Raw genomic sequence first — 21,118 nt, forward strand, 5'->3', positions numbered from 1 at the left:
GGCCACGATCAACCTCACTTGAACCGAGCTCGAATTCGCATCGTGGTGCTAGATTGGCCCCATGTCGAAACTGAACCTTCGGCTGCCCGACGACCTTCATGGCAACGCTGCCGATGAGGCCGCCGCCGCAGGCCTATCTCTCAACACCGCTATCTGTGAAGCCCTGCGTGATTGGGTGACCACGCGAGCGCGTGCGCGTCGAGAGGACGCGATGCTCGACGCGATCATGGTGGATCACGCCGATACCCTCGCGTTGATTCGAGACATCGAATAGTGCGTCCCGAGATGCTGATCAAGTGCAATCAGCGCGTCACCGAGGGGGAGGGGCATGTCCGTGATCTCGGTTTGGTTGCCGCGGCGGCGACCCGTCCCGACGGCGTGGTTCTCGGCCAAGAGGCGTATCCGACACCGGAATTGAAGGCGGCCGCACTACTTCAGTCTGTTGTGCGTGATCGGCCCTTCAGTGAGGGCAACAAGCAGACCGCATGGGTGGCGGTGCTCTTGATACTTCGCTGTTACGGCCTCGTTCCCGGTATTCAGGCGGGTGCGGTAGTCGAATTGATCGGCACTGTCGCGACATCCGACACGGATGTCCCATGGATCGCTGAGCAATTGGCCGTTCAGCCTGGTGGGTTTCCGGGGCACCGGCGGTAGGCGGTCAGCCGCGGATGCCGCGGGCCAGGTCTTCGCCGAGTAGGACGAAGACGTCGGTGGTGGCTTCGACGAGTTCGTCTCGGGTCATGGGGAGGTCGCCGTGTAGCCAGGCGGAGAGGGTTTGGACCAGACCGCCTACGAGATAGGTTGCGCGGAAGGAGATTTCGGTGGTGGGGGTGGCTTCGGTGAGGCCGTAGAAGTCGATGCCCTCGGCGGCTACCAGGCTGGCGAAGGCCTTGATGGTGTGGGTGGTGCGGAGGCGGAGTTCGGGGGTGGAGGCGCTGACCAGGAGGGCCACCCGGGCCTTGCGGGGGTCGTCGGTGAGGACGCCGATGCCGGCGGTGATGGCGGCGTGGGCCTTCGCGCGGGGGGCCTCGGGGGCGGTGTGGAGGGAGGCCAGCAGGGTGGTGGCGAGTTCCTCGGCGATCAGGTCGAAGACGGCGGACAGGACGGCGTCGCGGCTGTCGAAGTTCTCGTAGTAGTAGCGCTCGTTGAGGCCCGCCGCCGTGCACAGGGCGGAGACGGTGAGCTTGTCGATGCCCTGGGTGCCGAGGATGTCGAGGGCGGCGTCCAGCAGGGCGGTGCGTCGGCCGGATCGCCGCTCTGCCGCGGAGATGCCGCCGTAGGTCCGTTGGCCGGTCACGGACCGATTGTGGCACGGCACCGAATCTGGCAGAACCCCTTGCCACAATTCGAGATCTGGGGGACTCTATTTCCAGATGTGGTGGTCCACGCCACAGTGCTCCAGGAGGCAACGATGCCTGCACGGCCCGCGGCGAATCAGACCGGCTACTTCTCCGACGACTCCATGATTCGAAGGGTCATGCGCAAGCGGGCCGTCGGGCTCACCTACGGGCAGCGGGCGCTGGTGATCGGCGCGGTGCATCCGCTGCTGTACGTCGGCACCGCCGAGAACACCCAGCACCGGACCACCCCGTACACCCGCCTCGCCCTCACCGGCCGCATGTTCGAGGCCGTCTCGCTGGGCACCCGCGAGGAAGCCGACCGGGCGCGCGCGTTCACCCGCAAGCGGCACGCACCCGTCGACGGCGTGATCCCGGAGGACGCGGGCACGGCCAATCCGGCGGGCACCCGCTACTCCGCGCACGACCCGCACCTGATGTTCATGACCATGGCCTTCACCTTCGATTCCGCCGAGGTCATGCACGACCTGCTGGTGCGCCGCCTCACCGCGACCGAACGCGAAGCGCTGTACCTGGATTACGTGCGCTGGGGCGAACTGTTCGGCATGCCGCGCACCGCCGCGCCGGGCACCTACCGCGACTTCCGCGCCTACTTCGACGGCTATCTGGCCTCCGAGGAGCCCTTCCTCACCGAGGAGGCCAAGCTGGTCGGCTCGTACCTGATGGGCCAGCGGGTCGCCTATCCGTTGCCGATCCCGGTGCAGCAGGCCATGTCCGGGTTCTCCCTGCTGGTGCAGGGCAGTCTGCCCGAGCGGGTGCGCGAGATGTACGAGCTGCCGTGGGGCATACGCGAACAGCTCGCGTACCGGGGGCTGGCGCAGGCGGTTCGCACCGCCCACATTTCTCCGCCACTGGTCGGCAACCCGCTGCGCGCCCCCATGACCGGCCCCTCCTACCCGCTCTACAAGCTGGCGACACGCCGCGAGCAGCGCCTGGTCGGCACCGGCCGGGCCAGCATGCCGGGGGTGGATCCGCGCAACTGGGTGGCCCGGCATACGGCCTAGCCGACATGCGAAGATCGAGACATGTCGAGTCCCGATCCAGCCGCGGAACGCAAGCAGCGGGTGCTGTCCGGTATCCAGCCCACCAGCGATTCCTTCCACCTCGGCAACTACCTTGGCGCACTGCAGTATTGGGTGCGCCTGCAGGAGGACTTCGACGCCTTCTACTTCATCCCGGACCTGCACGCCATCACCGTCGCGCAGGATCCCAAGGAACTGCGCAAGCGCACCAAGCTCTCGGCGGCGCAACTGCTGGCGCTGGGCCTGGACCCGAAGAAGTCCACGCTGTTCGTGCAGTCGCAGGTGCCCGAGCACGCCGAACTGGCCTGGGTGCTCAACTGCATCACCGGCTTCGGCGAGGCCAGCCGGATGACGCAGTTCAAGGACAAGTCGGTGCGGCAGGGCGCGGACAACGCCACCGTCGGCCTGTTCACCTACCCGGTGCTGATGGCCGCCGACATCCTGCTCTACCGCGCCCAGCTGGTGCCGGTCGGCGAGGATCAGCGCCAGCACCTGGAGCTGACCCGAAACCTGGCGCAGCGCTTCAACACTCGCTACAAGAAGACCTTCGTGGTGCCCGAACCGCACATCGTCACCGGCACCGCCAAGATCTACGACCTGCAGGATCCGACCGCCAAGATGAGCAAGTCGGCCACCTCGGACGCCGGGCTGCTCAACCTGCTCGACGATCCGAAGGTGTCGGCCAAGAAGATCCGCTCCGCGGTCACCGACACCGAACGCGAGATCCGCTACGACCCGGAGACCAAGGCGGGCATCAGCAACCTGCTGGTGATCCTGAGTTCGCTCACCGACACCCCGGTCGCCACGTTGGAGCAGGACTACACGGGTAAGGGTTACGGTGACCTGAAATCCGATACCGCCGACGCGCTCATCGACTTCGTGACCCCGCTGCGCGCGAAGGTGGAAGAATACATGTCCGACCAGGGTGAACTCGATCGTGTCCTCGCCGCGGGTGCGGAGCGGGCGCGAGAGGTAGCCGGGAGGACTCTCGCGCAGGTGTACGACCGGGTGGGCTTCCTGGCTCGCTGACCCGGCCGTCGCCGTGCGTCGAGCGGGCGCGGAGGTGTGCGGTGTTCGGCAAGGTGGTCGATCGGGTGAAGGCCCGCATCGAGCGGGAGATCCAGCGGCGCCACTGGCTCGATCACGTGGTGCGGGCGGCGGGCAGCTATCAGCGGCAGCGCGGTGACTACTACGCCGCGGGCATCACGTATTTCACGGTGCTTTCGCTGTTTCCCATGCTGATGGTGGGATTCGCGGTCGCGGGTTTCGTGCTGTCGCGAAATCCGCAGCTGCTCACCGATATTCAGAACAAGATCGTCGAGAACATTCCGGGCGACGCCGGATCCTCGATCAACGACCTGGTGCACAAGGCGGTGCAATCCCGGGCGGGCGTCGGCACCATCGGTCTGGTGGCCGGTGGGTACGCGGGCCTGGGCTGGATCGCGAACCTGCGCGCCGCGCTCACCGAGCAGTGGTCGCAGCCCGCGCAGCAGCGGAACTGGTTCGTCAGCAAGGCCTCCGACCTGCTGGCGATGATCGGGCTGTTCCTGGCGATCGGCATCTCCATCGGCCTGTCGGTGCTGGCCTCCAGCGGGGTGATCAGCGCCCTGCTGAAGCGGGTGCACATTCACGAATCGTCGTGGATGGAGGGCCTGCTCATGCTGCTGTCGCTGCTGCTGGCCATCCTCGCCAACTGGGCGGTATTCGTGTGGATCATCGCGCGCATGCCCCGGCATCCGGTCACGCTGCGCAGTGCGGCGCGGGCGGCCCTGATCGCCGCGGTCGTCTTCGAGGCGTTCAAGCAGCTGGCCTCGATCATCCTGAAGTCGGTGGTGAACGGCCCGGCGGGCGTGGTGTTCGGACCCATCATCGGCCTGATGGTGTTCTCCTACTTCACCGCCCGCATCATTCTCTTCGCGACCGCGTGGGCCGCGACGGCCACCGAAAACGAAGTGCCCGCGGATATCCCGGTCCCGGGCCCGGCCATCATCGAGCCCCGGATGCAGTACCCGGGACTCGCGTCCGGTGCGGGGGCGGCCTGGTTCGGTGCCGGAGCGCTTGCGGGCGTGCTGGTTTCGACCTTCCGAAAGCGCTGAGTCAGCGGCGACGGCTCATCCGGCGCGCACCCAGCAGCAGGCCCAGCACCACGATCACGCCGCCGACGATCAGGGCCAGCCGCAGCGTCTCGTGGTCGGCGCCGGTGTTGTCGGTCTGCGCGTCGCCCGCCCGCGCGGGCGGACTGGCAAGCGCCACACTCGAACTCGGCGTCTTGCCGCTGTTGTCGGGCAGGTCGCCGACGCTCGCGCCGCTGGGCAGTGCGAACGCGTAGTCCAGCAGTTTCGCCGCCTGTTCCCACGGCCGGAACGGCAGCACGTCCGCCTTCATCAGTGTGACGACGAGGCGATGCCCGTTGCGCTGGGCGGCCGCCACGAAGGTCTGCCGGGCGTCGTCGGTGTAGCCGGTCTTGCCGCCGAGCGCACCGTCGTACTCGTAGAGCAGATGGTTGTCGTTGGCGATCGGGAAGCCCGGATGATCCTTGTCCTCAGGGATTTTCGGGTCGGCCGGAAAGCCGGGGAAGTCGACCTGCTCGGTGTGGATGAGCTCCGCGAACAGGGGAATGGTCATGGCCTGGCGGAAGAACACCGACAGGTCGTAGGCCGAGGTGCTCATGCCCGGGCCGTCCAGCCCGGACGGGGTGGCGGCGCGGGTGTCGAGGGCGTGCAGCTTGGCGGCCAGCTGATTCATCTGCGCGACGGTGGCATCATCGCCGCCCAGTTGCGCCGCGATGGCATGCGCCGCATCGTTTCCCGACGCCATGATGAGCGCCTGGAACAGCTGCTTGTTGGTGTAGTGCCCGCCCGGCCCGATACCCACCCGGGTGCCGTCGGCATTGGCGTCGTCCTGGGTGCCGACGATCACCTTCGTCAGATCCAGCTGCGGCAGCGCGGTCGCCGCCAGCAGCACCTTGATGGTGGAGGCGGGACGGTAGCGTCCGTGCGGGTCCTTGGCGGCCAGCACCTTGCCGGTATCCAGATCCGAGACCTCCCAGCCGGTCGCCGAGATGCCCTCGGGAAGTGCGGGGGCACCGGCGGGCAGCAGCACGCCGCAGCCGCCCAGCTGCTTGCCGCCGATCGGCGGATCCGGGATCGGCAGCGCGTCCGGCGTACTGTGCCCCGGTTCCGGCACCTCGGAGCTGTCGATCGGCGACGGCGGTGTCGTCTTGTTCGGGCAGTTGTCGGTATTGGGCGTCGTGAACGGCGTTGTCGTCGTTGACGGTTGGGCCCCGGCGACCGGTGCGTAAACCATGCCCGACCCGACCCCGACCCCCGCCGCCAGCACGACGGCGGCGAACGCGACGGCACGGCGACGGCCCCCGGCCGTGCGGGCGGCATGGTGCGAATACCTGCGGATGCTCATCGCGCTCGACTTTATAGCCGACCGGTCCGCTCGTCGCGCCTCGCAGGTGGCACGGCGTGCGCGCCCCCGACCTCATGGGCTGCGGGATCGGGGGCCTCGCCACGGGCACCGGGCCCGGTGGGGGAGTGGCTAGTTGGTGCTGGTGCTGGTGACCGGGCAGCCGTGGGCGAGCGGGCCGAGCAGCTTGTTGTTGTCGTAGAAGTGCTCGAGCTCGAGGATGCGCAGATCGTCGGAGACCTTGGCGATGGTGATGCCGGTCATCTCGATGAGCTCACCGGTGGGCTGGTGGCCCTTGTACTCGCCCTCGTAGCGACCCCAGTGCCGCCACTTGAAGGTGACGGTGGGCGGGCCGGCGAGCACCTCGAGCACCTCCCAGAAGAAGCCGCCGGGGAAGGCGGTGTGGAAGATGTGGTGCGAGGACTCGAAAGTCTCCGAAGCCACTGTGTAGTAGGGGTTTTCGCCGATGAGGATGTTGTAGGAGCCGATCCGGGCGAATTCCTCGGCGTCCTGCCAGGCGCCGCCGTTGACGCGACCGCGGTAGTGCTCGGCCACCAGCGACACCCATTTGGCGGGATCGTGCTTGTGCGAGACCTCCATCTCGAAGACCTTCACCAGCTCTTCGACGATGTGCTCCAACGAATCCGGCGCGTGCTGGGTGGTGCGCTCGACCGGCATCACCTGGTGGCTGAGGTGGTAGTCGGGGGCACCGTCGCGCCAGTCCTCGGGGGCGGCGGCGGCGATCACGGCCTCCCGGCCCTGCAGGTGCAACGGGGTCTCGGTGGCGGATTCGGTTGTTTGGTCGGTCATTTGGTGCCTCACCTGTCCAGATCCGTTGTGGGATCCGATAACTCGAAACGAACCGGATGACGGTAACAGTGCGGGCGCTCCCTGTCGCGATGGGAATTGGGACGTCGGTACCGAAGGGTGGACACCGTGCCGCGGGATCCCGGAACGATGACACGACATGAATTGACAGTTTCTTTGAAATGAGAGACTCTCTCATTATCTAGTTTCTTTCAAATGATTGGACCTGTCATGAAAGCTCAGGGAGTGCGCCGCTGGCTGGCCCTCGGTGCCCTGGCGGTCGCAATGCTGACCATCGGGCTGGACGTCACCGTCCTCACCGTGGCCCTGCCCACCCTCGCCGTCGACCTGCACGCCGACACCGCCGCACTGCAGTGGTTCAGCAGTGCCTACACGCTGGCCCTGGCCGCCTTCATGCTCCCGGCGGGCGCACTCGGCGACCGGTACGGCCGCAAGAGGTTCCTGCTCGGGGCGATGGTGCTGTTCGGCGTCGCCGCCGCGGCCTGCGCCTTCGCGACCTCGCCGGGACAGCTCATCGCCGGACGTGTGGTCCTCGGCCTGGCCGCGGCGGCCATGATGCCGCTGTCGATGTCGGTGCTGCCCGCGCTGTTCCCGGAGGCGAAGGAGCGGCAGCGCGCCATCACCATCTGGATCACCTCGACCGCCATCGGCCTGCCACTGGGACCCATCGTCGGCGGCTGGCTGCTGCAGCACTACTGGTGGGGTTCGGCGTTCCTGCTCAACGTGCCGCTGGTGATCGTCGGGGTCATCGCGGTGGCGCTGCTGGTTCCGGAATCACGCGCCCTTCAGAGCTTCCGCATCGACCTGCCCGGCGCGATCCTGTCCGGACTCGCAATGCTCGGCGTCACTTACGGTTTCATCCGCTTCGGCCAGGACGGCTGGGGCAACGGACCGGCCTGGGCGGCCATCGCCGCCGGGCTCGCGCTGGCCGTCGCCTTCGTGCTCCGGCAGCGCCGCACCGCACACCCGCTGGTCGACCTGGCGCTGTTCAGTGAGCCCGGATTCCGTTGGGGCACAGTGTTCATGATCCTGGTCAACTTCGCCATGTTCGGGCTGTTCTTCACCATGCCGCAGTACTTCCAGGCCGTACTCGGCGCGGACACCCTGGGCAGCGGTGTGCGGCTGCTGCCGCTCATCGGCGGGCTCATGGTCGGCTCCCGGCTGGTGGACCGAATCCTGCCGAAGCTCGGCGTCCGCACCGTGCTGGCCGGTGGATTCGTGCTGCTGGCAGCCGGTCTCGGCGCCGCGGCACTGATCGACGTGCACAGCGGGTACGGTCTCGCCGCCCTCGGCCTGGTGCTGGTCGGCTTCGGCATGGGTCTGGTGATGCCCGCCGCGATGGGCGCCGCCACCAACGATCTCACGCCCGAACGCGCCGGCTCCGGATCCGCCCTGCTGCAAGCACTTCGGCAGGCCGGTGGCACCATCGGCGTGGCCGTGCTGGGCACCGTCCTGGCCACCCGGTACCGGTCGAGCCTGGGCGAGCTGAACCATGAGCCGATCTCCGACGGCGTCAACGCCGGTGTCGGCGTGGCCCGCAAGCTCGGCGACCCGGCCGTGCTGACCCACGTGCAGAGCGCCTTCCTCGACGGCATGAGCGTGATGCTCTGGGTCTGCGCCGCGATCTGCGTGGCGTCGGCCGTGCTGGCGGGCTTCGTGATCCACGGCACGGAGTCCGCTGAAACTCTCGACGCCGATGCGGGAGAATCGGTGCATGTCGGCTGACACGGAGTCCTCCTCGCCCCCGGTCCAGGTGCGCAAGGCACCCGCGGCCGGGGGCGGTCTGCGGGAACGCAAGAAGGAACGCACCCGCCGCACCATCCGCGACGAGGCGTTCCGCCTGTTCCGGGAACAGGGGTACAGCGAGACCACGGTGGAGCAGATCGCGGCGGCCGCCGACATCTCGCCCAGCACCTTCTTTCGCTACTTCCCGTCCAAGGAACAGGTGGCGACCGCCGACGATCTGGATCCGGTCATGATCGCCTCCTTCGAAGCGCAACCCGCGAATCTGTCGGTGCTGGCCGCCTTCCGGCAGGCCACCCTGGAATCCTTCGCCGCGCTCAGCCCCGAGGATCGCGCGTTCGAGCAGCAGCGGGTGGAGTTGCTGTCCACGGTGCCCGAACTACGGGGCGCGGTCGCGCGTGAACTGGAACGCAGCAACGAGCTGATCGCGGAGCTGATCGCGCGCCGGACCGGTCGCGGCTCGGGCGAATTCGAGGTGCGGATCTTCGCGGGCGCGCTGAGCGGCGCGATGCTGAGCTTCATCGACCACGAGACCTTCGGGCCGGACGAGATCATCCGGGTCATCGAATTCCTGGAAGCCGGTATGCCCCTTTAGATCTGCTCGACGCGGGTCAGTTGCTCGACCGTCTCGTCGGTCACCGTCTCGAAGAACCCGCCCACCACGTCCTCGATCTCGCTCACCGACTCGGCGCAGTACAGGATCGGCTGATAGTGGGTGATGTCGTAGGCGATGGCGCCCATGGCGTGAATATCGAGCGGCCGCAGCTCGGCGTGCCGGAACTCCTCGATCTCCCCGAACGAGGACAGCAATCCCGCACCGTAGCAACGAACTTCGCCGTGTTCGCGCAGCACCCCGAACTCCATCGAGAACCAGAACACGTCGGCCAGGAATTTCAGCGCCCGCTCGGTGGTGATCCGCTGCACCGCCGCGCCCACCGTCTCGTACACGGCCGCGAAGCGCGGACTTGCCAGTTGGTTTGCGTGCCCGAGGATTTCGTGGACCGCGTCCGGCTCGGGCGTGTAGAGCGGCGCGGAATGATGGCGGATGTACTGGGTGGAGTGGAAGGTACGGTCCGCGAACGAGCCGAAGAACTCCCGCAGCGGCACCAGCCCCGCCGCCGGAACATAGCGAAATCCGGTGAGCGGAAACAGCTTCGACGTGACCTCGTCCAACTGCGGAATATGATCGAACGGTAGCGCCAGCCGCTCGGCCGCGTCGTTCACCTCCCGGCACGCGAACTTCTCCCGCTTGCGCGCCAACTCCGCTGACACGATCCGCCACACCTCCTGCTCCTCGGCGGTGTAGTCGATCTGCGGCACCGGCGCGCCCGGCCGGAAATCCAAGGCCAGCGCGGCAATGTCATTGCGTCGCGCCCGATAGTCGAGGTCGTGCACCCCCGGGTGCTCATCACTCAGATGCACGGTGACATCACCGTCGATTCCGGTGGTCACCGGCGAGTACAGCTGAGCTTCGGTGAACATGCCTCGATGCAAGCACTGCTAGGTGATCTAGACAACAACTGTGCGTGTAGCTGGGCATTGTGCAGAGCTGTATCGCGCGCGGTGGCAGAGCATCGGCGTGCACTCGGATCTCGGCTGTGCAATGCGCCTAGTTGATGTCCGGATGATCTTTCCGGTTCATCGGCAGTCCTCGATTGCCTCCGAAGTTGCGAACCGGTGGGTCGGATCGTACTCCCCGCCTCGAAATCCGTTTTGTTGGTTGATAATTCAATCGGCCAATATGTGCGGCCGCGATGATTCGGACCCGGTCCGCCCGATACCGGCCTACCATGGGGCTCATGGATCAGCGAGACCTCTGGGTCATCGGCTGTATCGAATCCCCGCTGCGAGTCGGCTGGGACTTTCGGGGTGATGACGTGGTTGTCTACGTCGCGGGTGAGATCGACCTGTCGAGCACCGGTGAATTGGACAAAGTCTTGCGAGCGGCGACAAACATCATTCAGCCGGGTACCCGATTGATTGTCGACCTGAGCAAGGTCGAATTCCTTGGCGTCTCCGGACTCCACACACTGTGCCGCGCCCGTGAACGGTGCGAACTCGAATCGGCGACCCTGATGGTCGTGGCGGCCAACACCGAAGTGACCTGGCCGGTCCAGGTGCTCGGGCTGGGCGAACTATTGGGAATCACTGCACAGCTCCCCAGAGACTGTGCCTGAGCGAGGGGCGGCGGCGAAGAGCGGTGGGCAGCACGGAAATACCGTGGAATGTCAGCTCGACCCAGGACTGTACGGTGGTGCGTCCGAGCGGTGAGCTCGCCGTGGCGTCCTACCGTGACTTCACCGACGGCCTGGTCAAATTCGCGATCGACGAACCCCGGGCGCTGATCGTGATTCTCGACGATCTACGGGTGGCCACCGAAACGCTGCTCACCGCGTTCAGTAGCGCGTGGATGCGGGTCGGGGAGTGGCCGGGCGTTCCGATACTGCTCGTCTCCTACTCACCGCAGCAGCGAAACTGGTTACAGGCCAGCGCCGTTCACCGATTCGTTCCGGTGTTCGCCGATCTGCCGGCGGCCGTGCGCGCGGTCCGGGAACCGCCGGTGCGACGGCGGACCACCTTGAAGTTGGTCTCCTCCGGCGACTGCGGACAGCGGGCGCGAGCATTCACGTCGGCGACCTGTGTGCACTGGGGTATCTCCGAAATCCGTTCCGTCGCTTTGCTCGTCGTCACCGAGCTGGTCGAGAATGCCTTCCTGCACAGTCGGATCGAATCCGACATTCTGGTGCGCCTCGAACTGCGCGACGAGCTGTTCACCGTCGCAGTCGGCGACGCCGACCCGAAAGAGGCGCTGCTGTGCGAACCAGGTGTCGGCCCACGCCATTACGGCCTGCACCTGGTGGCCGGGGTGGCCCGGGCCTGGGGATGCGCGCCGCGCTGGCCGTCCGGCAAGGTGGTGTGGGCGGCGCTGCCGGTCGGTGCGCGCCGCGACCGGGTGCCCGGCTGAAGCTGTTGGATTCCCTACCGCTGAGCTAGTCGGATTCGCCGCCGCCACAGGGCTCCATGACCAGGATCGCCCCGTTCGCCGCGCCGACGCGATCCCGCAGCGACGTGCAGATGACCCGCACCGTGACCGCCCGGCCGCGCCGATTCACCCCGTCCAGCTTGATCTCCTCGTGGAAGGCCGGGTCGTTGAGCGCGGTCCGCACCAGGGGCCGCAACTCGGCGACCGGCAATCCGATATCCAGGTTGAGCAGATGCTCGCCCTCGGCCTCGTCCGACCGCATGCCCCACAGGTTCTCGGCCCCGGAATTCCACACCACGATCCGCATCGAGCTGTCGATCACCGCCACACCGGCGGGCCAGGAGCTCATCACGGAGGCGAAGAACTCGTTGACCTCGTCGAGTTCGTTACTGCGCTCCCGCAATTCGTGGTTGATGGTCTGCAACTCGTCGTTGGTGGACTGGAGTTCCTCGTTGGTGGTCTCCAATTCCTCGTTCGTGGACTGCAATTCCTCGTTGGTGGTCTCCAGCTCCTCCACCGTGGACTGGAGTTCCTCGTTGGTGGTCTCCAGCTCCTCGTTGGTGGACTGCAGTTCCTCGTACGCCGATTCCCGTTGCTGGTTGGCATGATTCAGCTCGGCGAGCAGGCGACGAGTAGCGGTCACATCGTGGAAGATCAGCGAAACACCCAGTACCGTCTCGTCGACCATGAGCGGGCTGACGTGCACCTCGAGCGCGAGCAGCTCGCCGGGGCCGCGCTGCCATTCGATATCCTTGATCCGCAGCGCGCGCCGCTCGTTGCGCACCTGATCGATGTATCCGCGCAATTCCACCGGCCGGTAAGACAATTCGAGATCTCGCAGCGGGCGGCCCACGTCGCGGTCGCTCAGCCCGAACAGGTGTTTCGCGTGCTGGTTGGCGAGCGCCACCACATCGTCGCCATTGAGGACCACCTGCGACACCGGGCCACCCGAGAACGCCAGGCTGCGCAAACTGTCCAGTTGATCAAGCTCGCGCCGCTCGGGCATCAACGCGCTGCCGAAGACCGAACCCATGTCCACCCGTGAGGCCGGCACCTTGCGGAACACCCGGCGTTTGAGATCCACCGGATCGAACGTGCGGCTGTGCGAGAGCAGCATTTCCGCCTTGCCCAGGAACAGCATTCCGCGCGGCGCGAGTGCGAAATGGAACTTGTCGAGGATCTTGGTCTGTGTCTCGGCGTTGAAGTACATCAGCGTATTGCGGCAGGCCAGCAGGTCGATCCGGGAGATCGGTGCGTCCTGCACCAGATCGTTGCGACCGAAGATCACCGACCGGCGCAGATCCTTGCGGAAGGAGTAGCGGCCGCCGATCGGCTCGAAGTAGCGCTGAATCAGCTCCTGGCCCAGCGGCTGTACTTCCTTCTCGCTGTAGACGGCGTGCCGGGCGCTGCCGAGCGCCTCCTCGTCCACATCGGTGGCGTAGATCTTCACCCGCTGCCGGAATTCATCGATCCCGATCACCTCGGCCAGCACGATCGCCAGCCCGTAGGCCTCCTCGCCCGACGCGCAGCCCGCGCACCAGACCCGAATCTGCTCCGCGGGCCCGCGCTCGGCCAGCATCGTCGGCACCACCTCGGTCTGCAGGTAGTCCCAGGCGTCGGGGTCACGGAAGAAACCGGTGACATTGATCAGAATGGTGTTGAACAGGGCGACGAACTCGTCCGAATTCGCCTGCAGCACATCCAGATACTCGATGTAGTCGTTCACGTCGAGCTGAGACAGTCGCCGGTCCACCCGCCGCATCAGGCTGCTGCGTTTGTATCCGGTGAAGTCGAAACCGCGCGCGTCCTTGAGGTACTGCAGGATTTCCTCGAAACCGTGCACGGCGCCGGGCGCATTCTGCTGGTCCACCTGCTCAAAGTACTAGCCCGGCCCCATATCTCCATCTCCGACCAGCAGCTTTCGAAGAATTTTCGCCGCGCTCAGCTGCTCGGCGGACTGTGCGGCGAATCGGGCCGACAGGCGAGTGTTGCCGTAACGTCCGGCATCGGCGCACATCTTGTCGGCCAGCTGCTGCTTCTCCTGCAACGCGCGCAGCGCCGCCCACAGCGCCCGCTCCACCTCGGTGCCCTGCTCGATCAGCAGCGCCTCCGGGGACCACGCGTGACCGACCCGGCAGCGATAACGCCCGTCACCGAGGTCGTACAGCGAGCCACTGCAGTCGGGACAGGTCAAGCCTGAGGGAATTGTCATGTCCGCCACCCCGTTACGTTCGATTCGGTGACCAGCGTCGATAGCGTTTTCCAGGCGGTCCAGCTCCGACGGCGGTGGCCGGGACGAGACGCGATGGCGCAGGGCCGCCATCAGTGCGTCGCCGATCGCGCGCGCCGGGAGCACCAGATCCACGTCCACCTGACGCAGCGCGCTGTTCGGCATGCCCGGATGCATCGCCTCCTTCGGGTCCTGCACCGCCGTCAGGCCGCCCATGCGTTTGATCAGGGCCAGACCCGCGGATCCGTCGTCCAGGCCCCCCGACAGGACCACTCCCGCCGCACGCGGTCCGTACACCATCGCCACCGATCGGAAGGTGGCGTCCACGCCCGGACGGTGCCCGTTCTCGGTCGGGCCGTGCGACAACACCATTCGGCCGTCTCGAACCAGCAGGTGGGTATCCGGGACGGCGGTGTAGATGTGCCCGGGCATTGCCTCGATGCCGTCCCCTGCTGCCTGCACCGGCAGCGCGCAGGCGCGACCGAGGATCGCGGGCAGCGCGCTGAATCCGCCCGGCGGTAGATGTAGAACGATCAGTACGGCGGCGGTCATGTCGGGGGGCAGTCCGGCGACGAACTCGCGCAGTGCCTCGACACCACCTGCCGAAGCTCCCACCGCGATCAGACTCGAGGGTTCCATCGCCGGCCTCCTCACTTGGATATGCCGGTCAATCGCCCTGGCGTGGTACCCCCTTGCGCGCCATCTCAAACCCGATATTCCACCAAACCGGTCGCCGGGTCAGCGCGGGGCGTTCTCCGGATCCAGCAGGGTCGGGGTGCGGCCCTCCTTGCGGGCCTGCTTGGCGTCCTCGAAGAATTCGCGGCTGAACAGTGCCGACAGCACCGCGATGCCGCCGCGGTGAATGCGGAACTCGCTCTTGCTGCTGGAGCCGGTGAGCCGGATGACGCGACCGGCGGGCTGTTGCGGGCGGGCCATGTCCTTGACCTTGCCGCGACCGGTCCACTCCAGCTCGCTCTGGTCGATCACCGCGTCCTCCGGGACCAGCAGCTTGACCATGGCGTGGTCCAGGTCGGCGTGCACCACGATCTCGTTCTCGCCCTCGATCCAGGGGGAGCGCAGGTCGACCACGACGCTGCCGTAGCGGGCCTTCACGTCGAAGGAAGCGGAGTGGGTCCAGTCGCCGAGGCGCTTGGTGGTGCCGTGATCGGTGTGGATCTTGACGGTGTCGTTGATGTTCATGGCCGTTCCTTCCGGGCGGTGGTGCGGGTCGGGTTCGCCTGCTCCTCAATAGTGGCACACAAACTAGTGTCAAAGCAACTAGTTCAAAGAAACTAGTTTTTCAGCACCTAGTAGGATCGAGGGCATGACAGCACCCTCCACTCCGATCAAGCGGTCGCCCCTGGCCATGGCGGTGCTCGGCATCCTGCACCTGGAACCGATGCACCCCTACGCCATCCAGCGCCGCATCAAGGAGTGGGGCAAGGACAAGGTCGTCAACGTCGGCCAGCGCGCCCAGCTCTACAAAACGATCGCCCGCCTCCAGGACGGCGGTCTCGTCTCGGTCCGCGAAACCGGCCGCGACCAGCAGTACCCCGAACGCACCGTCTACGAGATCACCGAACCAGGCCGCACCGCCTGCCTCACCTGGATCACCGAGATGCTCAACACCCCCCGCAACGAATTCCCCGAATTCCCCGCGGCCCTCTCGTTTTTGATGCTCCTCGGCCCCGACGGCGCCCGCACCGAACTCGACAAACGCGCAATCGCCTTGCGCGCCACCCTCTCTGACCTCGAAGCAGGCATGGCCTCCGCCGCCCAATTCGGTCTACCCCGCGTAACCATGCTCGAAGACGAATACCAACAGGCCATCACCAAGGCCGAATTGCACTGGGTGGAAAGCGTTCTCACCGACCTGACCGACGGCTCCCTCACCTGGTCCTGGGAATCCCTCGCCGCCTTCCAGGACCAGACCACCACCTGACCCCACGCACAACGAAGGCCGCCCGCATCGAAAGATGCGGGCGGCCTTGGTGTTTCAGCTCCGGGAGCTGGGCGTGCTCAGCGGGTGAAGAGGAGAGCGCGCTTTACTTCCTGGATGGCCTTCGTCACCTCGATGCCGCGGGGGCAGGCGTCGGTGCAGTTGAAGGTGGTGCGGCAGCGCCAGACTCCCTCGACGTCGTTGAGGATGTCGAGGCGGTCGCGGGCGGCCTCGTCGCGGCTGTCGAAGATGAAGCGGTGGGCGTTCACGATCGCGGCCGGGCCGAAATAGCTGCCGTCGCTCCAGTACACGGGGCAGGAGGTGGTGCAGCAGGCGCACAGGATGCACTTGGTGGTGTCATCGAAACGGGCGCGGTCGTGCTGGGACTGGATACGCTCGTAGGTCGGCTCGTTGCCCTTGGTGATCAGGTAGGGCTTGACCGCCTTGAACGCGTCGAAGAACGGCTCCATGTCGACGACGAGGTCCTTCTCCACGGGCAGACCGCGGATCGGCTCGACGGTGACCGTCAGTTCCTTGGCGCCCTTGGGCAGCATGTCCTTCATCAGGATCTTGCACGCCAGCCGGTTGACGCCGTTGATACGCATGGCATCCGAACCACAGACACCGTGCGCACAGGAGCGCCGGAAGGTGAGCGTGCCGTCCAGGTAGGACTTGATGTACATCAGCACGTTCAGGAAGCGATCGGTCGGCAACACGGGGACCTTGAACTCGTCCCAGTGCGCGCCCTTCCCGTCCTCCGGGTTGAAGCGGGCGATCTTGACCGTGATCATGGTCGACCCGTCCGGCACCGGAGCCGGCTTCTGCGGCGTTTCAGCGACAGCAGTCATCAGTACTTACGCTCCATCGGCTCGTAGCGGGTCTGCACCACCGGCTTGTAGTCCAGGCGGATGTCGGAGATCAGCTCCGGGCTGGTCTTGTAGGCCATGGTGTGCCGCATGAAGTTGACGTCGTCACGGTTCGGGTAGTCCTCGCGCGCGTGGCCGCCACGAGACTCCTTGCGGTTCACCGCACCCGCCACCGTCACATCGGCCAGCTCCAGCAGGAAGCCCAGCTCGACAGCCTCGAGCAGGTCGCTGTTGTAGCGCTTGCCCTTGTCCTGCACGGTGATCCGCGAGTAGCGCTCCTTGAGCACCTGGATCTCCTCGAGCATGGACTTCAGCGACTCCTCGGTGCGGTACACACCGGCCTTGTCGTCCATGGAGACCTGCAGCTCGGCCCGGATGTCGGCGACCCGCTCGTTGCCGTGATCGGACAGGATCAGCGCCAGCCAGTCCTGCACCATCTGCGCCGGGTTCTCCGGCAGCTCGGTGAACTCCACCCGCGCCGCGTACTCGGCGGCCGCGATGCCCGCGCGCCGACCGAACACGTTGATGTCCAGCAGCGAGTTGGTGCCCAGCCGGTTGGCGCCGTGCACGGAGACACAGGCGCACTCACCGGCGGCGTACAGGCCGGGAACGATATCGGTGTTGTTGCGCAGCACCTCGCCACGGATCCGGGTCGGGATGCCGCCCATCACGTAGTGGCAGGTCGGCATGACCGGCACCGGCTCCTTCACCGGGTCCACACCCAGGTAGGTGCGGGCGAACTCGGTGATGTCCGGAAGCTTCTCCTCCAGCACGTCCGCGCCGAGGTGGGTCACGTCGATCAGCACGTAGTCCTTGTTCGGACCCGCGCCACGACCCTCGCGGACCTCCAAAACCATGGAGCGCGCGACGATGTCACGCGGCGCCAGGTCCTTGATGGTCGGCGCGTAGCGCTCCATGAAGCGCTCACCGGAGGCGTTGCGCAGAATGCCACCCTCGCCACGCACGGCTTCCGAGATCAGAATGCCCAGGCCCGCAAGGCCTGTCGGGTGGAACTGGTGGAACTCCATGTCCTCCAGCGGAAGTCCCTTGCGGAACACGATCGCCATGCCATCACCGGTGAGGGTGTGGGCATTGGAGGTGGTCTTGTACATGCGACCCGAACCACCGGTCGCGAAGATGATCGACTTCGCGTGGAACACGTGCAGCGTGCCGGTGGCCAGCTCGTAGGCGACCACGCCGGTCGCGACCGGGCCGCGCTCGGTGTCGGTGAGCACCAGGTCCAGCACGTAGAACTCGTTGAAGAACTCCACGTCGTGCTTGACGCAGTTCTGGTACAGCGTCTGCAGGATCATGTGGCCGGTGCGGTCGGCGGCGTAGCAGGCGCGACGCACGGGCGCCTTGCCGTGGTCACGGGTGTGACCACCGAAACGACGCTGGTCGATCTTGCCCTCGGGCGTCCGGTTGAACGGCAGGCCCATCTTCTCCAGATCGAGCACCGCGTCGATGGCCTCCTTGGCCATGATCTCCGCGGCATCCTGGTCCACCAGGTAGTCGCCACCCTTGACGGTGTCGAAGGTGTGCCACTCCCAGTTGTCCTCTTCGACGTTCGCCAGCGCCGCGCACATACCGCCCTGCGCCGCACCGGTGTGCGAGCGAGTGGGGTACAGCTTGGTCAGCACCGCGGTGCGGACCCGAGGACCGGCCTCGATCGCCGCACGCATTCCAGCGCCACCGGCGCCGACGATGAGGACGTCGTAGCGGTGCTCCTGAACGGGTCGGGATTCACTCATCGAGGTGGCCTGTTCCTAACTGATGTTGGGGTCGAAGGTGAAGATCACGTACGTGCCGGTGACCATGATCAGGATCATGGACACGACCAGCGCGGCCTTCAGCCAGAAGCGGGTGGAGTCCTTGCGGGCGTAATCGTCGATCACGGTGCGCAGACCGTTGCCGCCGTGCAGCTGAGCCAGCCACAGCATGGTCAGATCCCAGATCTGCCAGAACGGCGAGGCCCAGCGGCCCGCGACGAACGCGAAGTTCAGGCGGTGCACGCCGCCGTCGAGCATCAGCATGATCGTCATGTGGCCGATGACCAGGACGACCAGCAGCAGGCCCGAGGCACGCATGAACAGCCAGGCGTACTTCTCGAAGTTGTTGCCGCCCTGGCGACGCGGGGCACGCGGAGCATCGAGGCTCGCGGGACGGTCGTGGGACTTGCCGAGAACAGGTGCAGTCATGTCGGGGCTCACTTCGTCAGCAGGTAGAAGAGCTGGCGGCCGACACCGGCGCCGGCGACGACGATCCAGATCGCGAGCACTACCCACAGCATCTGCCGCTGGAAACGGGGGCCCTGCGACCAGAAGTCGACGAGAATGATGCGGATGCCGTTGAACGCGTGGAACAGCACGCAGACGACGAGACCCATCTCCATCAGTGCGACGAGAGGGTTCTTGTAGGTCTCGATCGCGCGGTCGTAGGTGTCCGGGCTGACCCGGACCAGCGCGGTATCGAGGACGTGGACGAACAGGAAGAAGAAGATCGTCACGCCGGTGATTCGGTGCAGAGCCCAGGACCACATGCCGGGGTCGCCTCGGTACAGGGTCCGCTTCGGCTTGGCCGGAGCTTCTAGCGTGGTCATAGAGTGCGGTGCCTCCAACGTCGTTGATGGACCCGGTCAGATCCGGCCGCGAAGCCTCAGGACTGTTGAAACCACCTGCTCACGAGCGGAATCAACATCCGGTGGCAGTGCTGCAGGCCCGCTGTCGGGAACCTGAACCGATCTGTCGTGAACTCTAAACCCAGCTTTGGAGCGGAACTAATTCGGCGTGCCGCTCGTTGGACCAAATTGTTGTGAGTTAGGTTTGCCTTTCTTTAGTTTCGCGACCAGGCGCGTTGGCTATCACCCGGGTAACGCCACGTCCATAGGAGGATGGTCCGAAATGTCCGAGGTCGACTGGAAATCCTTGCGCTACAAGGCATTCGAGGTCATGCAAGAGGCATATGCCCCGTACTCCCGATTCCCCGTCGGGGCCGCGGCTCTCACCGTCGATGACCGCGTGGTGAGCGGCTGCAATGTGGAAAATATCTCATACGGTTTGGGCCTCTGCGCCGAATGTGTACTGGTCGGTAACTTGATTTCGACCGGAGGCGGGCGGTTGCTGGCGGTCTCCGTCTGCGACTCCCGAGGCGAAATCCTGATGCCCTGCGGCCGCTGCCGCCAGATCCTCCTCGAACACGGCGGCACCGGTCTGCTCGTCGACCACAAGCGCGGCCCGGTCACCCTCGACACCCTGCTGCCCGACTCCTTCGGCCCCGCCGACCTCGATGCCGGACAGCTATAAACACTGATCCCGGTGTCCCACTCCGTTATCCATGGAAAGCCGACCGGCCACGTGCCAGGGTGGAGGACGTGACAGTGCACTCGGCGGTGGACGTGATTCGGGCCAAGCGCGATGGCGGCGAGCTCAGCGACGCGCAGATCGACTGGGTGGTAGCCGCATTCACCCGCGGCGAAGTCGCCGACGAACAGATGGCCGCCCTGGCCATGGCCATCGTCTGGCGCGGCATGAGCAGGCGCGAGACCGCCCGCTGGACCAACGCCATGATCGACTCCGGGCAGCGCCTCGACTTCAGCGGCCTGGCCCGGCCCACCGTCGACAAGCACTCCACCGGCGGTGTGGGAGACAAGATCACGCTCCCGCTCTCACCCCTGGTCGCCGCCTGCGGGGCCGCCGTCCCGCAGCTGTCCGGACGCGGATTGGGGCACACCGGCGGCACTCTCGACAAACTCGAGGCCATCGCGGGCTGGCAGGCCGACATCTCCGCCGAGCGGATGCGCGAACTGCTCACCGACCCGGCAGTCGGCGCGGTGGTCTGCGCCGCCGGAGCCGACCTCGCTCCTGCCGACAAACGGCTCTACGCGCTGCGTGACGTCACCGGGACCGTCGAATCCATCCCCCTGATCGCCAGCTCCATCATGAGCAAGAAGATCGCCGAGGGCACCGGTGCGCTGGTGCTCGACGTCAAGGTCGGCAGCGGGGCCTTCCTGAAGCGCGAGGACCAGGCCCGCGAACTCGCCACCGCCATGGTCGAACTCGGCACCGACGCGGGCGTGCGCACCGTCGCCCTGCTCACCGCCATGGACACCCCGCTCGGCCACACCGCCGGAAACTCCCTCGAGGTCGCCGAATCCCTGGACGTGCTCGCGGGCGGGGGACCACCCGACGTCGTCGACCTCACCCTGGCGCTGGCCCGGGAAATGCTGGCCCAGGCCGGAATCGACGGCATCGACCCCGCCGACGCCCTCGCCGACGGCCGCGCCATGGACCAGTGGCGGAACATGATCCGCGCCCAGGGCGGCGACCCGGACGCCGACCTGCCGCAGGCCCGGCACACCGAATGCGTGCGCGCGAGCGAATCCGGGACCCTGATGCGACTCGACGCCCTCGCCGTCGGGCTGGCCGCGTGGCGGCTCGGCGCGGGCCGGGCGCGGCAGGGCGATCCGGTGCAGGCCGGAGCGGGCATCGAAATGCACGCCAAACCAGGCGATTCCATCAAGCGCGGGCAACCGCTGCTCACCCTGCACACCGACACCCCCGACGCCTTCCCCGGTGCGCTGGAAGCCCTGCGGGACGCCTACACGATCACCCCGGACGGCGAATTCGCCCCGGCCCCGCTCATTCTCGGCCGGATCACCGCCTGATACCCGAGTGCCGGTCGCCGGCCTCGCGCAGCGGTAGTCGCCCCTGGCAATGCCGGTTGACCTGCTGCGCTG

Annotated in this window: 23 protein-coding genes; 12 read left to right on the top strand and 11 right to left on the bottom strand. The window is 66.5% G+C overall.

Going from position 1 to position 21,118, the window contains the following annotated elements; all coding sequences use genetic code 11:
• Positions 1-61 precede the first annotated feature (61 nt).
• Both OG300_RS37795 and OG300_RS37800 read left to right on the top strand, forming a co-directional pair.
• Positions 62-274, top strand: coding sequence for a toxin-antitoxin system HicB family antitoxin (locus OG300_RS37795; RefSeq protein ID WP_405489496.1), 213 nt, complete (start codon positions 62-64; stop codon positions 272-274).
• Positions 275-285: 11 nt separating this feature from the next.
• Positions 286-654: a type II toxin-antitoxin system death-on-curing family toxin gene (locus OG300_RS37800; protein ID WP_405489498.1), complete on the top strand. Its 369-nt coding sequence runs from the start codon at positions 286-288 to the stop codon at positions 652-654.
• Between the two features lie 4 nt (positions 655-658).
• Here the strand turns inward: OG300_RS37800 and OG300_RS37805 are convergent, their stop codons facing one another.
• Positions 659-1,297 carry a TetR/AcrR family transcriptional regulator gene (locus OG300_RS37805; protein ID WP_405489500.1) on the bottom strand — a complete coding sequence of 213 codons (639 nt, stop codon included), beginning with the start codon at positions 1,295-1,297 and terminating at the stop codon, positions 659-661.
• A 114-nt stretch (positions 1,298-1,411) separates the two neighbouring features.
• Here OG300_RS37805 and OG300_RS37810 point away from each other — a divergent pair, with 114 nt between their 5' ends.
• From OG300_RS37810 to yhjD, 3 genes are read left to right on the top strand one after another with little or no spacing between them, the layout of a single operon-like run.
• Positions 1,412-2,362 carry an oxygenase MpaB family protein gene (locus tag OG300_RS37810; protein ID WP_405489502.1) on the top strand — a complete coding sequence of 317 codons (951 nt, stop codon included), beginning with the start codon at positions 1,412-1,414 and terminating at the stop codon, positions 2,360-2,362.
• A 21-nt stretch (positions 2,363-2,383) separates the two neighbouring features.
• Entirely contained in the window at positions 2,384-3,409 is a 1,026-nt protein-coding gene (gene trpS / locus OG300_RS37815; RefSeq protein WP_405489504.1) for a tryptophan--tRNA ligase, read from the top strand.
• A gap of 41 nt (positions 3,410-3,450) precedes the next feature.
• On the top strand, positions 3,451-4,476 hold the full coding sequence (gene yhjD, locus OG300_RS37820; RefSeq protein ID WP_405489506.1) for an inner membrane protein YhjD: 1,026 nt from the start codon (positions 3,451-3,453) through the stop codon (positions 4,474-4,476).
• Between the two features lies 1 nt (position 4,477).
• Here yhjD and OG300_RS37825 read toward each other — a convergent pair whose 3' ends face one another.
• Together OG300_RS37825 and OG300_RS37830 are read right to left on the bottom strand one after the other, a co-directional pair.
• The gene (locus tag OG300_RS37825; protein ID WP_405489508.1) at positions 4,478-5,797 is read right to left on the bottom strand and encodes a D-alanyl-D-alanine carboxypeptidase family protein; all 1,320 of its coding nucleotides are present in this window, start codon (positions 5,795-5,797) and stop codon (positions 4,478-4,480) included.
• 129 nt (positions 5,798-5,926) lie between these two features.
• Positions 5,927-6,604: a SnoaL-like polyketide cyclase gene (locus OG300_RS37830; protein WP_405489510.1), complete on the bottom strand. Its 678-nt coding sequence runs from the start codon at positions 6,602-6,604 to the stop codon at positions 5,927-5,929.
• Positions 6,605-6,832: 228 nt separating this feature from the next.
• On the opposite strand from OG300_RS37830, the gene OG300_RS37835 reads away from it, so the two are divergent.
• Both OG300_RS37835 and OG300_RS37840 read left to right on the top strand, forming a co-directional pair.
• Positions 6,833-8,347 carry an MFS transporter gene (locus tag OG300_RS37835; RefSeq protein WP_405489512.1) on the top strand — a complete coding sequence of 505 codons (1,515 nt, stop codon included), beginning with the start codon at positions 6,833-6,835 and terminating at the stop codon, positions 8,345-8,347.
• The gene (locus tag OG300_RS37840; protein WP_405489514.1) at positions 8,337-8,960 is read left to right on the top strand and encodes a TetR family transcriptional regulator; all 624 of its coding nucleotides are present in this window, start codon (positions 8,337-8,339) and stop codon (positions 8,958-8,960) included. The genes OG300_RS37835 and OG300_RS37840 overlap by 11 nt, the downstream gene beginning before the upstream one ends.
• On the opposite strand, the gene OG300_RS37845 is transcribed toward OG300_RS37840, so the two are convergent.
• Positions 8,957-9,847, bottom strand: a complete 891-nt coding sequence (locus OG300_RS37845) for a phenylalanine 4-monooxygenase (protein ID WP_405489516.1) — start codon at positions 9,845-9,847, stop codon at positions 8,957-8,959. The genes OG300_RS37840 and OG300_RS37845 overlap by 4 nt on opposite strands.
• Before the next feature lie 317 nt (positions 9,848-10,164).
• Between OG300_RS37845 and OG300_RS37850 the strand changes: the two genes are divergently transcribed.
• Together OG300_RS37850 and OG300_RS37855 are read left to right on the top strand one after the other, a co-directional pair.
• Positions 10,165-10,542: an STAS domain-containing protein gene (locus OG300_RS37850; protein ID WP_405489518.1), complete on the top strand. Its 378-nt coding sequence runs from the start codon at positions 10,165-10,167 to the stop codon at positions 10,540-10,542.
• Between the two features lie 74 nt (positions 10,543-10,616).
• On the top strand, positions 10,617-11,330 hold the full coding sequence (locus OG300_RS37855) for an ATP-binding protein (protein ID WP_405489520.1): 714 nt from the start codon (positions 10,617-10,619) through the stop codon (positions 11,328-11,330).
• A 25-nt stretch (positions 11,331-11,355) separates the two neighbouring features.
• Here OG300_RS37855 and OG300_RS37860 read toward each other — a convergent pair whose 3' ends face one another.
• The 3 genes from OG300_RS37860 to OG300_RS37870 all read right to left on the bottom strand — a co-directional run bounded on the left by OG300_RS37860 (position 11,356) and on the right by OG300_RS37870 (position 14,778).
• On the bottom strand, positions 11,356-13,218 hold the full coding sequence (locus OG300_RS37860; protein WP_405489522.1) for a CheR family methyltransferase: 1,863 nt from the start codon (positions 13,216-13,218) through the stop codon (positions 11,356-11,358).
• A 12-nt stretch (positions 13,219-13,230) separates the two neighbouring features.
• Positions 13,231-14,217, bottom strand: a complete 987-nt coding sequence (locus OG300_RS37865; RefSeq protein ID WP_405489524.1) for a chemotaxis protein CheB — start codon at positions 14,215-14,217, stop codon at positions 13,231-13,233.
• A 99-nt stretch (positions 14,218-14,316) separates the two neighbouring features.
• Positions 14,317-14,778, bottom strand: coding sequence for a hypothetical protein (locus OG300_RS37870; RefSeq protein ID WP_405489526.1), 462 nt, complete (start codon positions 14,776-14,778; stop codon positions 14,317-14,319).
• 124 nt (positions 14,779-14,902) lie between these two features.
• On the opposite strand from OG300_RS37870, the gene OG300_RS37875 reads away from it, so the two are divergent.
• Positions 14,903-15,520, top strand: a complete 618-nt coding sequence (locus tag OG300_RS37875; protein WP_405489528.1) for a PadR family transcriptional regulator — start codon at positions 14,903-14,905, stop codon at positions 15,518-15,520.
• A 77-nt stretch (positions 15,521-15,597) separates the two neighbouring features.
• Here the strand turns inward: OG300_RS37875 and OG300_RS37880 are convergent, their stop codons facing one another.
• The 4 genes from OG300_RS37880 to sdhC are packed head-to-tail and all read right to left on the bottom strand — an operon-like array spanning position 15,598 to position 18,982.
• A complete protein-coding gene (locus OG300_RS37880) occupies positions 15,598-16,365 on the bottom strand; it encodes a succinate dehydrogenase iron-sulfur subunit (RefSeq protein WP_405489530.1) in 768 nt (255 codons plus the stop codon).
• Positions 16,365-18,134, bottom strand: a complete 1,770-nt coding sequence (gene sdhA, locus OG300_RS37885; protein WP_405489532.1) for a succinate dehydrogenase flavoprotein subunit — start codon at positions 18,132-18,134, stop codon at positions 16,365-16,367. The genes OG300_RS37880 and sdhA overlap by 1 nt, the downstream gene beginning before the upstream one ends.
• Positions 18,135-18,149: 15 nt before the next feature.
• Positions 18,150-18,581, bottom strand: coding sequence for a succinate dehydrogenase hydrophobic membrane anchor subunit (locus OG300_RS37890; RefSeq protein WP_405489534.1), 432 nt, complete (start codon positions 18,579-18,581; stop codon positions 18,150-18,152).
• 8 nt (positions 18,582-18,589) lie between these two features.
• Positions 18,590-18,982: a succinate dehydrogenase, cytochrome b556 subunit gene (gene sdhC / locus OG300_RS37895; RefSeq protein WP_405489536.1), complete on the bottom strand. Its 393-nt coding sequence runs from the start codon at positions 18,980-18,982 to the stop codon at positions 18,590-18,592.
• Positions 18,983-19,283: 301 nt separating this feature from the next.
• Here sdhC and OG300_RS37900 point away from each other — a divergent pair, with 301 nt between their 5' ends.
• Together OG300_RS37900 and OG300_RS37905 are read left to right on the top strand one after the other, a co-directional pair.
• Positions 19,284-19,685 carry a cytidine deaminase gene (locus tag OG300_RS37900; protein WP_405489538.1) on the top strand — a complete coding sequence of 134 codons (402 nt, stop codon included), beginning with the start codon at positions 19,284-19,286 and terminating at the stop codon, positions 19,683-19,685.
• Between the two features lie 74 nt (positions 19,686-19,759).
• Entirely contained in the window at positions 19,760-21,046 is a 1,287-nt protein-coding gene (locus tag OG300_RS37905; RefSeq protein WP_405498826.1) for a thymidine phosphorylase, read from the top strand.
• Positions 21,047-21,118: the final 72 nt, after the last annotated feature.

The sequence above is a fragment of the Nocardia sp. NBC_00511 genome (assembly GCF_045161165.1).
Classification (GTDB): domain Bacteria; phylum Actinomycetota; class Actinomycetes; order Mycobacteriales; family Mycobacteriaceae; genus Nocardia.

Bases quoted from the DNA above. Each gene is read 5' to 3' on its own strand.
- OG300_RS37845 (WP_405489516.1), bottom strand. From the start codon at position 9,847: ATGTTCACCGAAGCTCAGCTGTACTCGCCGGTGACCACCGGAATCGAC.
- OG300_RS37900 (WP_405489538.1), top strand. From the start codon at position 19,284: ATGTCCGAGGTCGACTGGAAATCCTTGCGCTACAAGGCATTCGAGGTC.
- sdhC (WP_405489536.1), bottom strand. From the start codon at position 18,982: ATGACCACGCTAGAAGCTCCGGCCAAGCCGAAGCGGACCCTGTACCGA.
- OG300_RS37825 (WP_405489508.1), bottom strand. From the start codon at position 5,797: ATGAGCATCCGCAGGTATTCGCACCATGCCGCCCGCACGGCCGGGGGC.
- sdhA (WP_405489532.1), bottom strand. From the start codon at position 18,134: ATGAGTGAATCCCGACCCGTTCAGGAGCACCGCTACGACGTCCTCATC.
- OG300_RS37840 (WP_405489514.1), top strand. From the start codon at position 8,337: ATGTCGGCTGACACGGAGTCCTCCTCGCCCCCGGTCCAGGTGCGCAAG.
- OG300_RS37890 (WP_405489534.1), bottom strand. From the start codon at position 18,581: ATGACTGCACCTGTTCTCGGCAAGTCCCACGACCGTCCCGCGAGCCTC.
- trpS (WP_405489504.1), top strand. From the start codon at position 2,384: ATGTCGAGTCCCGATCCAGCCGCGGAACGCAAGCAGCGGGTGCTGTCC.
- OG300_RS37875 (WP_405489528.1), top strand. From the start codon at position 14,903: ATGACAGCACCCTCCACTCCGATCAAGCGGTCGCCCCTGGCCATGGCG.
- OG300_RS37810 (WP_405489502.1), top strand. From the start codon at position 1,412: ATGCCTGCACGGCCCGCGGCGAATCAGACCGGCTACTTCTCCGACGAC.
- OG300_RS37865 (WP_405489524.1), bottom strand. From the start codon at position 14,217: ATGGAACCCTCGAGTCTGATCGCGGTGGGAGCTTCGGCAGGTGGTGTC.
- OG300_RS37795 (WP_405489496.1), top strand. From the start codon at position 62: ATGTCGAAACTGAACCTTCGGCTGCCCGACGACCTTCATGGCAACGCT.
- OG300_RS37835 (WP_405489512.1), top strand. From the start codon at position 6,833: ATGAAAGCTCAGGGAGTGCGCCGCTGGCTGGCCCTCGGTGCCCTGGCG.
- OG300_RS37850 (WP_405489518.1), top strand. From the start codon at position 10,165: ATGGATCAGCGAGACCTCTGGGTCATCGGCTGTATCGAATCCCCGCTG.
- OG300_RS37830 (WP_405489510.1), bottom strand. From the start codon at position 6,604: ATGACCGACCAAACAACCGAATCCGCCACCGAGACCCCGTTGCACCTG.
- OG300_RS37870 (WP_405489526.1), bottom strand. From the start codon at position 14,778: ATGAACATCAACGACACCGTCAAGATCCACACCGATCACGGCACCACC.
- OG300_RS37880 (WP_405489530.1), bottom strand. From the start codon at position 16,365: ATGACTGCTGTCGCTGAAACGCCGCAGAAGCCGGCTCCGGTGCCGGAC.
- OG300_RS37800 (WP_405489498.1), top strand. From the start codon at position 286: ATGCTGATCAAGTGCAATCAGCGCGTCACCGAGGGGGAGGGGCATGTC.